This window comes from Mesorhizobium sp. M1428 (assembly GCF_040317515.1).
Taxonomy (GTDB): domain Bacteria; phylum Pseudomonadota; class Alphaproteobacteria; order Rhizobiales; family Rhizobiaceae; genus Mesorhizobium.
Genome location: NZ_JAMYKT010000001.1, coordinates 453,227 through 465,057, shown reverse-complemented (window position 1 = coordinate 465,057; position 11,831 = coordinate 453,227). Strand labels below are relative to the sequence as shown.

Sequence of the window (11,831 nt, the reverse complement as noted above, 5' to 3'; positions counted from 1 at the left end):
TTTTCGTGAAATCCGCCAGATACATAGGCGGAGCATTTAACCGGTATCGAACGGCAGGCGGAAACAATTTTCGGCCACCGCAACGCTCCAAGGAGATCACGATGTCGATGTTCGAAAGCCTCGGCCGCTATGGTGCGGCCTTCAAGAAAACACGCGAAGCGCGAAAGTCGCTGCGCATCCTGAACAGCTTGCCGCCTGAGATCCAGAAGGACATTGGCTGGCCGGTGTCGCCGCTTTCGGTCGGATGGGGCATGCAGCGCGGATGAAATTCATCGGCAAATGCAAGCTGCTCGGTATTCGCCGGGGCCGCAATGCGGCTCCGGCTGCACCCAGCAATTGGCTGCGCGCCGCATTACTGCCCCGGCGTTGAGCTGCGCCAATAGGCCAGAGACTTCATGGCCGGACGCTTTGTCGACAGCTGGGATCAAACCACCGTGTTGAGATTGCATCAATCTTGACTTTTTTGGTGGCGACACAATCTTCGAAATAGTCGGGGGTTCTCTTAGTCGGCTCAGCCGAAGTCCGTGTATCTGCATGCCCAGTCTCAAAAGCCACGTCGTGTCGTTCGTCCTCAGGTACAGTCGCAAGAAGGCGTTTTCCAGCCCGGAGAACCTGCAGCGCTGGATCGCCTATGCGCGCAGGACGGAAAACCATCAGCCGCCTGCGTCGCTGCGGTCGCACCTGGAGATCACAACCCGCACGATCAACGGCTTTCCCGTCTACGAGATCGCTCCCCAGGCTGGTGAGCGGAGGCGGATTCTCTACCTGCACGGCGGCGCTTACGTCTTTGAAATCACACCCTATCATTGGCGGCTGATCGCCGACATGGCCGACCGTCTCGGGTTCGGTATTACCGTGCCGATCTATCCCATTGCTCCCGAACACGATTTTCACGCCATGTTCGGCATGGTCGGCGCCGTCTACCGCCAGATGTTCGGCGAAACCAGGGCAAATGATATCGTCTTCATGGGCGATTCCGCCGGCGGAAACATGGCCGTCGTGCTGACCATGATGGCTGCGCAAGACGGCCTGCCCTTGCCATCACGCCACGTGCTGATTTCGCCCGGCCTCGACGTGTCGCTCGCCAACCCAGAAATGTATGAGGCTGAACGCAACGATCCGTGGCTGGGCATTGCCGGCGGCCGCGAGGCGATCCGGCTTTACAGCGCCGGCATAGATCCCACCGACTGGCGCATCAGCCCGGTTTACGGCGACTTGTCGGTGCTGCCCAAAACGCTGCTGCTGACCGGTTCACGTGATCTGCTCACCCCCGACAATCTGATCTTCGCGGAAAAGGCGCGCGCGGCCGGCGTCGAAATTGAGGTCGTCCACGAACAAGGCATGTTCCATGTCTGGCCGTTGATCGACATGCCGGAGGCGCGACGCGCGCGGGACAGTATAGTGGCCTTCTTGACCAACGAAACTGGCAGTTACCATGCCAAGGCAGGAGAGTTGTCGCTGCAGAGGACAGACCGCGACGGAACCCCTCGCGATCTGGTTGCGCCGCTCAGGTCGTAGTTTGGGTCAGAACTTCCCAGTTTCCCTGAACATCTCAAACGTCGCGCGGATATGGTCGGCTACTGCCTTCACCGGAGCACTGGCGTCCGGCGTCACCACCATGGCGAGATTGTAGGTGCCGATGTCAGGCATGCCGTCCTTCGGGCACAACTCGACCATGTCGCTGCCGAGGAATGATTTCGGAAGCGGCGCGACTGCAAGATCCGCCATGATCGCGGCGCGCTGGCCGGCCGTGTGTGCGCTCATATAGGCGATGCGGTAGTTACGGCCCTCGCGGCCAAGCGCCTCCAATGCCCCTGCCCGCCAGGCACAGCCCTCTTCCCACAAGGAGACCGGCAGCGGCTCGCGCAGATGCGCGCAACCGCCCTTGGCACCGGCCCAGACGATCGGCTCTGTGAGCAGCACTTCGGCACCGATCGCGCTGGTCTTGTAGGAGTTGGTGAGCAGCGTGATGTCGAGTGCCCGATCGTCCATGCGCCGGCGCAGATTGACACTCTGGTCGATGGTGACGTCGACGGCGATCGATGGATGCGATTGTGCGAACCGCTTCAGCACATGCGGCAGCACACGTTCGCCATAATCGTCCGGCGAGCCGAGCCGCACCACCCCGACAATGTCTGGAATGATGAACTTCGACACCACCTCGCGATTGATCGACAGCAGCCGGCGCGCATAGCCGAGCAGCATCTCGCCATCGGTGGTCAGCGTCACCGAACGGGCATCGCGCGCGAACACCGAGCGGCCGAGAATATCCTCCAGCTTCTTGATCTGCATGGAGACGGCCGACGGCGTGCGGAAGACCGCATTGGCCGCAGTGGTGAAGCTGCCGGTCTCGGCGATTGCAACGAAAGTGCGCAGAACGTCGAGATCGAGCAGTGGCAGCGGATGATTGAGTGGGGCGTTCATGGCAAGCGACCTTCAATTTTTCTGATGCAAACCATCATTCCATTTCGTTTGATTGAACATCAGTTTGGGAGGATAGTCAACTCCATCGAAGGCAAGACGCATGGAAGTGGTCCTGAAACAACCATGACACGGACCTGCAATCGACACGAAATGAAGCTGAAACAAACCCGGTGTACCGCCTGACGCTGCAAGCGCCGGGACAACCCGGCCCAACGCGAAGGAGAATGAGATGTCTATCCTGTCATCCATCGGTCGGATCGCGACCGAGTTCAGCGAGGCCCGCGCCCGCTACCAGACGGAACGCGCCATCCGCGCGCTGCCGATTGAACTGCAGAAGGATATCGGCTGGCCCGACGCTGCCGATGCCAAGGCCGGCACTCGCCATGGTGTGGGATCTTGGGCTGGAGCAAAGTAAACCGTGTGTATCAACAGCTGAAGGCCTGCCGCGCAGATCAGCCCGGCAGGCCTTTTTGTTTGTATTCCAATGATTTTCCCGAGCCATGTCGCCGTCGCATGCCGCATATGAGCAAGTCGCATAGCAGCCCGCATTGGCAATCAACACATTGTAAATAATCCAAAATCCTGGGCAGAATGCCCAAATTTGTCGCATTCCGTGTCGCTTTTCATATCAAGTGCTTCGCTTTTGCGATTTAGTTTCCCCTCACGTAAGCCTATATCATCATCAACAAACGAGCTGCCCCACTCCATCAAGCGAAGGCGACCCGTCTGAGCAACCGAATGGAGATGATCATGAAGCTTTTTGCCCGCCTCTTTGCCCGCCGCGAAATGAACCTGACGACCGCGCTCGAGCGCCAGCGTCTGGCCAACACCATGCCTGGTCAGACCGGCGCCATGGCTGCCGCGCGCCTCGGCTTTGTCGCCTGAGACAGCGATCCTGGTAGAAGCAGCCTCGCGCTGCTTCGAGGTCGATCCAGCGCCGCTTCGGCTTTGCCGAGGCGGCGTTTTCGTGCGCAGACTGCGTAGGCTCGTTTGGTCAATCCGGTGGCATGTCGTGTCCTTCGCCGCATAGCGATTGCCCATTTGCGACCCGTGTCGCAAATAAAGTCTCTCCGTTGCCATCTAGCCAATTGACAGGAAACGTTTTTCCTGATGTCGCTATGCTAATCGCGACATCCTGTTCGCGCCATTGCAGCGTGAGGATCTACCCGTGAACGTCGTAAAGCACCCGATCCGGCGATCGTTCGTATTCTTCCTGGTCCCCGATTTCACCATGATCGCCTTCGCGACGGCGCTCGATCCGTTGCGTTCGGCCAACCGCATGCTCGGCTATGAAGCCTATCGCTGGCGGCTCGCCAGCATCGACGGCAAGCCGGTTCGGGCCTCGAACGGCGTCGAATGCGCCGTCAACACCTCGCTGGAGGAAGAGCGCAAGAAAATGTCCGGACCGGACCGGCCGAACATGGCCATCGTTTGCAGCGGCATCAATGTCGAGCGCTACCAGAACAAATCGGCCTTTGCCTGGTTGCGCGAGGAGTACAATCGCGGCGTTGCCGTCGGCGGCCTGTGCACCGGCGCGCATATCCTGGCCGCCGCCGGCCTGCTGTCCAACAAGCGCTGCGCCATCCATTGGGAGAACCTGCCGGGCTTTTCCGAGGCGTTCCCCAAGGCCAATGTCTTCGCCGACCTCTTCGAGATCGACCAGAACATCTACACCTGCGCCGGCGGCACCGCCGCGCTCGACATGATGCTGAAACTGATCGGCGACGATTTCGACGAGAGCCTCGTCAACCGCGTCTGCGAGCAGGTGCTGACCGATCGCGTGCGCAGCCCGACCGACCGCCAGCGCCTGCCGCTGCGCGCCCGCCTTGGCGTGCAGAATTCCAAGGTTCTGACCATTATCGAACTGATGGAGGCCAATCTCTCCGAGCCGCTCTCGCTGATCGAGATCGCTGACCATGTCGACCTGTCGCGCCGGCAGATCGAGCGCCTGTTCCGCACCGAGATGGGGCGCTCCCCTGCCCGTTACTATCTGGAGATCCGCCTCGACCGCGCCCGGCACCTGCTGATCCAGTCGTCGTTGCCGGTGGTCGAAGTGGCGGTCGCCTGCGGCTTTGTTTCCGCCTCGCATTTCTCCAAATGCTATCGCGAGTTGTACGCCCGCTCGCCGCAACAAGAACGCGTCGACCGCAAGCAGCTTCTGGCGGCTTGATCCGGCACGTTCGTGGGCGCAGCCAAAAATTGTCATGACATTGTCTGGCGAAATGGGTATCCTTCGATCGAGAGGTACCAATGACGACCAGAACCACCAGATCGGAAAAACTGGACTTGCGCCTTACCCCCCAGGCAAAGCGTACGCTCGCAAGCGCCGCCGCGACTGAACGCCGTTCGCTCAGCGATTTCGTGCTTGAAAGCGCGCTTGCGCGAGCCGAAGAAACGTTAGCCGACCGGCGCAGCTTCCATCTCGACGCCGAAAAATGGGTCGCGTTTATTGCAGCGCTCGACGCGCCAACGCGTGATCTCCCCCGCCTCAAACGCCTATTGAACGAACCAAGCATCTTTTCCGGTCGCGATCCGGCGTGAACGAATTCCAGATCGAGAAACTGGCCCGCAAGCATGTGGTGGACATGTTCGACTGCGGTGAAGAACCGCTCAATCGATTTCTCGTCCGCTATGCATTCCAAAACCAGCAAGCCAATGCTTCGCAAACCTACATCGGTCTCTCTGGCGAAGACGTGATCGGCTTTTACACCCTGGTCGTTGGTGAAGTCGCATATGAGGGTGCGCCTGAGCGATTGATGAAAGGTCTCGCACGCCATCCGGTGCCTGTAATGCTGCTGGCGCGTCTTGCGGTTAGTTTGGACTGGCAAGGCAAAGGCGTCGGCGGCGGACTGTTGCGCGATGCCGTCCTGCGCAGTTTGCAGGCGGCCGATATTGCAGGTATCCGCGCGGTCGTCGTCCACGCCAAGAACGACGGCGCCCGCACGTTTTACGAGCGCTACGGATTCGCGCAATCGCCGACGGACCCGCTGCATCTTTACGTGCTTATCAAGGACTTACGAAGTCTCTGAGCCGTTCAGGCGCCTTGCTGACCCGACTATGTCTGCGCCGTGCGCATCGCCTCGACGCGGATGTCTTCCGTCAGCCGCGCCTTCAGGGCCGAAAACTCCGGGCTGGTCTTCAGCGTATAGTGGCGCGGATGCGGCAGGTCGACGGCAACGTCCGATTTGATGCGGCCCGGCCGTGCCGTCATCACCACGACGCGCGACGCCATGAAGATCGCCTCCTCTATGTCGTGGGTGACGAACAGCACCGTCTTTTGCCGGCGCTCCCAGATGCCGAGAAGCAGTTCCTGCATCAGCCCGCGGGTCTGGTTGTCGAGTGCGCCGAACGGCTCGTCGAGCAGCAGGATCTCCGGATCGTTGGCCAGTGCCCGGGCAATCGCGGTGCGCTGCTGCATGCCGCCGGAAAGCTGCTTCGGCCAATGGTTTTCAAAACCTCTCAGACCGACGAGATCGACGTAGGACGCGACGATGTCGCTGCGCTCGCGCTCTGCCATTCCGCGCTCGCGCAGGCCGAAGGCGATGTTGTCGGCGACCGTCAGCCACGGGAACAGCGTGTACGACTGGAAAACCATGCCACGGTCCGGGCCCGGCCGGTCCACCACCCTGCCATCGAGCAGAACACGTCCCCCACTCGGCGCTTCGAGGCCGGCGACGATCCTGAGCAGCGTCGACTTTCCACAGCCGGATGGCCCCAGGATGGTGATGAAGTCGTTGGCGGCAACCGCCAGATCGATCGGCATCAGCGCGTTGACCGGCTGCCCGCCGCCGACACCGGCGAAGGTGCGCGAGACGCCTTCGATGAGAAGCTTGCTCACGCCAGACTCCACGGAAACAGCCAGCGGTTGAGCGCCTTGAAGGCGAAATCGGACAGCAGCCCGATCAGGCCGATGACGATGATGCCGAAGATGATCTGCCCCGTCGCCAGCCGTGACTGGCTGTTGATGATCATATAGCCGATGCCCGACGACGAGCCGATCAGCTCGGCGACGATGACGTAAGTCCAGGCCCAGCCGAGCACCAGCCGCAGCGTCTCGGCAATCTCCGGCGCATTCGCCGGCATGATCACGCGCCGTACGATGCCGTTGTCGGACGAGCCAAGCGTATAGGCCGCCTCGACCAAGTCGCGCCGTGTGCCGCCGACCTTGACCGCGATGATCAGGATGATCTGGAACACCGAGCCGACGAAGATCACCAGCAGTTTTTCGAGCTCGCCGACGCCCGCCCACAGGATGAGCAGCGGAATGAAGGCCGATGCCGGCAAATAGCGGGCGAAGGAGACGAACGGTTCCAGGAACGCCTCCACGGGCTTCCAGGCGCCCATCACGATGCCGAGCGGGACGGCAACGATGGCCGCCATCAGAAACCCGCCGAAGACGCGCCAGATGGTGATGAGGATGTCGAGCCAGAAGCGGTCCTCGACCAGCAGCCGCCAGCCGTCTCTCACCATCGACAGCGGATCGGCTAGGAAAATGCGATTGACGTGGCCGCCAAGCGTGATCCACGCCCAGAACGCCACGAACAGCACGAAGAACAAGATGCCGAGCACGGTTCGAATGCCCGGCGAGACCGGATGCAAGGGGCGCGGCATCTTCGACCGTCCTCTGAACTGAATGAAAAAGCGGCGGCGCACGCGCCGCCGCCGGGCGACAATCCTGCCGGTTAGTCGGCGACGGCGCTGGTGTCGGCCAATGTCGAGACGTCGGGCGCTTCCTTGATCAAACCCATCTGCAGCAGAAGTTCGCCGGCGGTCTTGGAAAAGTCCTGGAATTCCTTAGTGAAGAACTGCTTGTTTTCAGCCTTGTCGGCCCATTTCAGGTATTTGGCCGACTCTTCGAACTCCTTGGCCGACTGCTTCACGTCGGCGCCCATCGTCTCATAGGATTTCGCGGGATTGCTCTTGATCAGGTCGAGTGCCTCGAAATAGCTGTCGGCAAGCGCCTTGGCCGCATCCGGATTGGCCTTGAGGAACTCCGGCGTGCAGCCGACCGTGTCGAGCACCATCGGATAGTCGAGAGTGGTCACAAGGATATGGCCCTGGTCGGACTTTTCGCGCACGGCCGAGATGAACGGCTCATAGGTGACCGCCGCATCGTTCTGGCCGGCGAGAAACGCCTGCGCCGCCGCGTCCGGCTCCAGGTTGACGACGGTCACGTCCTTGGTCGACATCCCGTTCTTGTTGAGCACCCAGGCCAGCATGAAATAGGGCGACGTGCCCGGCGCCGAGGACGCGACCGACTTACCCTTGAGATCGGCGACGGTCTTGATGTCGTTGCGGGCGACGATGCCGTCGGCGCCGTAGGATTTGTCGAGCTGGAATATCTGCTTGGTCGTCACGCCGTTAGCGTTCCAGACCAGCCACGTCTCGACCGTGGTGGCGGCGCATTGCAGGTCGCCGCTGGCGATGGCGAGCGGCCGGCTGGCTTGCGGCACCTTTTTCAAGGTGACGTCGAGGCCGTGCTTTTCGAAGATGCCGGCCTGCTTGGCGAGCGTCAGCGGCGCAAAGCCGGTCCATCCACTGATCCCGATGCTGACCGATGTGGCAGCCATCGCCGGCGCGCACAATCCAACGGCAAGCGTCAAGCTTGCTGCAAGAATTCCGATCCTGTTCATGTCGGTTCCCCTTTTATGTGTTCGGATGGGGAATTGTGTCACAGACGCCCACAGGCTTGTCAATGAAGCATATGCTGCACTGCGGTATGTCATCGCGGACAGCGAGTTCGGCATTAGCGGCTGTTGTACATCCAGCTGCGGTCACGCCACATTTTTTCCCCGACCAGGCAGTCGGTGACGGGGCTGTCTTGTGCCAGCACCAATGGCGGGTGCGCCGCCTCTTCCGCCGCTCGCTGCGGCGAGGCCGGACCGGCAAGCTCCAGCACCAGCTTACGGCGGATGGCCTCCGGAAACTGCGTCCAGTCATTGACCGGGATCATGAAGGAGCCCGGCCCGCCGATGACGCAGTCGCTGTAGTAACGGTCGAGATTGTTGACATCGTAAGCGCTGCTGAACCCGCCCCTGGTCATCAGCGGCAGGCCGTTGACGGTGATGCCCTGCTTGATAACGGCGTCGCGGGTGATATCGACAGGTGCGCCCTGGTTGTTGGGGCCGTCACCCGAAATGTCGATCACCCGCTTGACGCCCTGGAAGCCGCTTTCGGCAAAGAGATCGCTGGCAAATTCCAGCGCGCCGGAGATCGAGGTGCGCCTGGCACTGGCCGGCGGATGAGCGGAAAGCTGCGCTGCCAGCCGCTCGGCGTCGGCACGATTGGCGATCACCGTCCACGGAACGACGACCTGCTGCCAGGTCGCGCCAGCCCATTCGACATAGGTGACGGCAATCTTGCCATGAGCGCCTTCCCCGATCGCCTGCAGCACATCGTCATGCGTCAGTGCCGCCGCATAGCCGTGACGCTGGATTTCGAGCTCGTCCGGCGACATGGAAAGCGAAACGTCGACTGCCAGCACCAGTTCGATGTCAACGGGTTCGGCAGCGCGGGATATCGCCGTCGGCCATAGCACCGAGGCCAGCGCGGCGGCACCCGAGACGAGATGTCTTGCACAGGCAAAACCAGACATGCCGCACGGTAAGCGAAAATAGTCGATCGACAAAGAGAAAAGCCCGGTGGAGAGCCGGGCTGTTCCAGTCACGTTTTTGCGAGCGCGCGTCTCTAAGTTCAGCTGCGCGGATTGAGGTTCTCCGGGTCGTAGAGCGGCCTGTAACCGACGGCAGCCACTTCGACCGGGTATTTCTCGCAGAAATATTCGACGCTCAGCTTACGGCCCTCCTGACAATAAGCCCAGGGCAGGTAGGCGAGCGCGATATTCTTGCCGATGGTCGGACCGTAGGCCACCGAGGTCGTGAAGGACCGGCGGCCGAGCTCGTCGACCAGCGTCTCACCGGTTTGCGGGTCCATCACCGGCATCGTGCCGACCGGATAGCGGGGAACGCCGTCGGAATCGGTATTGTCGGTCATGATAAGCGTGCAAAGCATGGCCGGCTGATGCGCCCGGGCGCGATATTCCAGATGCTTTGCCTTGCCGCAGAAATCGGCCTCCTTGACCTTCGGGCGGGCAAGGTCGGCTTCCAGCAGATTGTATTCGGTCAACAGATCCGCGTTCTGCAGGCGCAGGCTCTTCTCCATGCGGCGGCTGTTGGCATAGGTCTCGACGCCAAAGGCCATCACGCCGGTCGACCGCAGCGCGTCCCAGACGGCCAGGCCGTCCTCGTAGCGCATATGCAGTTCCCAGCCTTGCTCGCCGACATAGGAGATGCGGAAGGCGGTCACGTCCTTGCCGCCGATCCTGACGGGCTTGATCGCGGCAAAGGGAAAATTCTCCGGGGTCAGCCCGTCGGGGTTTTCCACGCACTTGCTCAATGTCGCTCGCGCGTTCGGACCCCAGATGCCGACGGTCACGTACTTCTCGGTCACGTCGGTGACGGTAACGTTGAAGCCTTTGTCTTCTGCCGTCCGGCGCATGTACTGGAAGTCGCGCGGCCCGGCATCAGCGCCGTCGATGACGCGGCAGCGGTCGGCCATGCGGATGACGGTCAGGTCGGCGCGGACCATGCCTTCCTCGTCGAGGAAATGGGTATAGATGCCCTTGCCGATATTTCCGTCGCCGCCAATCTTTGCCGCGCACAGCCATTCCATCAGCGCGACATGATCGGGACCTTCCACGTCGTACATGGCGAAATGCGACAGGTTGACGATGCCGCAGTCCTCGCTCATGGCCAGATGCTCGGCATTCGAGACGCGCCAGAAATGGCGGTTATCCCATTCGTTTTGGCGCACCGGCACCCGGTTGCCGTATTTCTCGAGCAAATGCTCGTTGGCGGCGTAGCCATGGGCGCGCTCCCAGCCGCCGAGCTCCATGAAATAGCCGCCGAGTTCCTTCTCGCGCTCCCAGAAGGGCGAACGGCGAACATTGCGGGCCTTGGAGAAGGGTTCGCGCGGATGGACAGCCGGGTTGTAGACCTTCATCGCCGTTTCGGTGCAGCGGTCCCAGATGAACTGCTCTTTCGTCTGGTGCGGATAGAAGCGCGAATAGTCGATGGCGTGGTGGTCGATCGCTGTGCGGCCGTCCGTCATCCAGTCGGCGATGAGCTTGCCCATGCCGGGGCCGTCCTTGACCCAGATGGCCACGGCATACCAGAGGCCTCTCACCTTCTGGCTTTCGCCCATCGAGGGGCCGCCGTCCGCCGTCACCTGCAGCAGGCCGTTGAAGGAGTGGCTCTCATTGTAGCCCAGCTCGCCCAGGATCGGCGTCAGTTCCATGGCCCGCTCAAGCGGCGCCAGGATCTGCTCCATGTCGAGATCGCGTTGCGACGGCGAAAGCCGCGCCTCATTTTTCTCGAGAATGTCGCGCGGATGGCAAAGGCGCGGATTGGTCTCTTCGTAATAACCCCATTCGATCTGCCCGCCTTCAGCGGTCTTGGGGTCGCCGGTATCGCGCATGTAGGCCGAATTGCCCTGGTCGCGCAGCAGCGGCCAGCCGATCTCCTTGCCGGTGCCGGCGAACTCGGTGTACGGCCCGAAGAAGGTAAGCGGGTGGTCGATCGGCATGACCGGCAGGTCCTCGCCCGCCATTTCCGCAATCAGCCGTCCCCAGATGCCCGTGCAGACCACGACATAGTCAGCCTCGATCGTGCCGCGGTCGGTCACCACGCCCTTGATGCGGCCGTTCTCGATGACGAGCGACCTCGCCGACGTATTCGCAAACGCCCTGAGTTTGCCGGAAGCTTCCGCCTGGTCGACCAGCTTGCCGGCGACTGTCTGCGAGCGCGGGATGACCAGGCCGGCATCGGGATCCCACAGGCCGCCCTGCACCATCTGCTCTTCGATCAGCGGGAATTTTTCCTTGATCTCGGCGGGATCGATCAGGCGGGCGCGTGTGCCGAAGGCCTTTGCCGAGGCGATCTTGCGCTTGATCTCCGCCATGCGGGCGTCGTCGCCGACGCGGGCGACCTCGAGGCCGCCGATGCGCGCGTAGTGACCCATCTTTTCGTAGAAATCGATTGAATAGAGCGTCGTCCAGCACGACAGGAAGTCATGGCTGGTCGTGTAGCAGAAGTCGGAAGCGTGCGCCGTCGAGCCGATATCGGTCGGGATGCCCGATTTGTCGATGCCGACAATATCGTCCCATCCTCGCTCGATCAGGTGATGGGCGACCGATGCGCCGACGATGCCGCCAAGCCCGACGATGACGACCTTCGCCTTTTCCGGAAACCCTGCCATTGCCCGCGACTCCAAGATGCTACTGCGGCAGACTATAGGGCGGCGCGGCGGCGCGCTTGCAGCCTGTTTGCGACATCGCCAAAAAAGCCCGCGCCACCAGCCCGTCGAATACAGTTAGACCTAGCCCTCGCCCTGCTCAGTACGAAGGCGCT

Annotated in this window: 13 protein-coding genes; 7 read left to right on the top strand and 6 right to left on the bottom strand. The window is 61.6% G+C overall.

Features of this window, described 5'->3' with window-relative positions:
* Positions 1 to 101 precede the first annotated feature (101 nt).
* On the top strand, positions 102 to 266 hold the full coding sequence (locus tag NKG60_RS02290; protein WP_352865282.1) for a hypothetical protein: 165 nt from the start codon (positions 102 to 104) through the stop codon (positions 264 to 266).
* Positions 267 to 534: 268 nt separating this feature from the next.
* Positions 535 to 1,518, top strand: coding sequence for an alpha/beta hydrolase (locus tag NKG60_RS02285; protein WP_352865280.1), 984 nt, complete (start codon positions 535 to 537; stop codon positions 1,516 to 1,518).
* Between the two features lie 6 nt (positions 1,519 to 1,524).
* Here the strand turns inward: NKG60_RS02285 and NKG60_RS02280 are convergent, their stop codons facing one another.
* Positions 1,525 to 2,424 carry a LysR substrate-binding domain-containing protein gene (locus NKG60_RS02280; protein ID WP_023676521.1) on the bottom strand — a complete coding sequence of 300 codons (900 nt, stop codon included), beginning with the start codon at positions 2,422 to 2,424 and terminating at the stop codon, positions 1,525 to 1,527.
* A gap of 229 nt (positions 2,425 to 2,653) precedes the next feature.
* On the opposite strand from NKG60_RS02280, the gene NKG60_RS02275 reads away from it, so the two are divergent.
* The 5 genes from NKG60_RS02275 (at position 2,654) to NKG60_RS02255 (ending at position 5,453) form a co-directional block, all read left to right on the top strand.
* Entirely contained in the window at positions 2,654 to 2,839 is a 186-nt protein-coding gene (locus tag NKG60_RS02275) for a hypothetical protein (protein ID WP_352719709.1), read from the top strand.
* Positions 2,840 to 3,174: 335 nt separating this feature from the next.
* Entirely contained in the window at positions 3,175 to 3,309 is a 135-nt protein-coding gene (locus NKG60_RS02270) for a hypothetical protein (RefSeq protein ID WP_013894968.1), read from the top strand.
* 346 nt (positions 3,310 to 3,655) lie between these two features.
* Positions 3,656 to 4,594 carry a GlxA family transcriptional regulator gene (locus NKG60_RS02265; RefSeq protein WP_302895626.1) on the top strand — a complete coding sequence of 313 codons (939 nt, stop codon included), beginning with the start codon at positions 3,656 to 3,658 and terminating at the stop codon, positions 4,592 to 4,594.
* Positions 4,595 to 4,674: 80 nt separating this feature from the next.
* The gene (locus tag NKG60_RS02260; RefSeq protein WP_352865276.1) at positions 4,675 to 4,965 is read left to right on the top strand and encodes a type II toxin-antitoxin system TacA family antitoxin; all 291 of its coding nucleotides are present in this window, start codon (positions 4,675 to 4,677) and stop codon (positions 4,963 to 4,965) included.
* Positions 4,962 to 5,453 (top strand): GNAT family N-acetyltransferase, encoded by a 492-nt coding sequence (locus NKG60_RS02255; protein WP_352865274.1) that lies wholly within the window; start codon positions 4,962 to 4,964, stop codon positions 5,451 to 5,453. The genes NKG60_RS02260 and NKG60_RS02255 overlap by 4 nt, the downstream gene beginning before the upstream one ends.
* A 26-nt stretch (positions 5,454 to 5,479) precedes the next feature.
* Here NKG60_RS02255 and NKG60_RS02250 read toward each other — a convergent pair whose 3' ends face one another.
* The 5 genes from NKG60_RS02250 to NKG60_RS02230 all read right to left on the bottom strand — a co-directional run bounded on the left by NKG60_RS02250 (position 5,480) and on the right by NKG60_RS02230 (position 11,679).
* Positions 5,480 to 6,262 (bottom strand): ABC transporter ATP-binding protein, encoded by a 783-nt coding sequence (locus NKG60_RS02250; RefSeq protein WP_352865272.1) that lies wholly within the window; start codon positions 6,260 to 6,262, stop codon positions 5,480 to 5,482.
* Positions 6,259 to 7,035 carry an ABC transporter permease gene (locus NKG60_RS02245; protein ID WP_352865270.1) on the bottom strand — a complete coding sequence of 259 codons (777 nt, stop codon included), beginning with the start codon at positions 7,033 to 7,035 and terminating at the stop codon, positions 6,259 to 6,261. Before NKG60_RS02245 ends, NKG60_RS02250 begins: the two co-directional genes overlap by 4 nt.
* A gap of 71 nt (positions 7,036 to 7,106) precedes the next feature.
* On the bottom strand, positions 7,107 to 8,057 hold the full coding sequence (locus NKG60_RS02240; RefSeq protein WP_352865268.1) for an ABC transporter substrate-binding protein: 951 nt from the start codon (positions 8,055 to 8,057) through the stop codon (positions 7,107 to 7,109).
* A 113-nt stretch (positions 8,058 to 8,170) separates the two neighbouring features.
* Positions 8,171 to 9,019: a DUF1194 domain-containing protein gene (locus NKG60_RS02235; protein WP_352865265.1), complete on the bottom strand. Its 849-nt coding sequence runs from the start codon at positions 9,017 to 9,019 to the stop codon at positions 8,171 to 8,173.
* 98 nt (positions 9,020 to 9,117) lie between these two features.
* Complete coding sequence (locus NKG60_RS02230; protein ID WP_352865263.1) at positions 9,118 to 11,679, bottom strand: GcvT family protein; 2,562 nt, start codon at positions 11,677 to 11,679, stop codon at positions 9,118 to 9,120.
* Between the last annotated feature and the right edge of the window lie 152 nt (positions 11,680 to 11,831).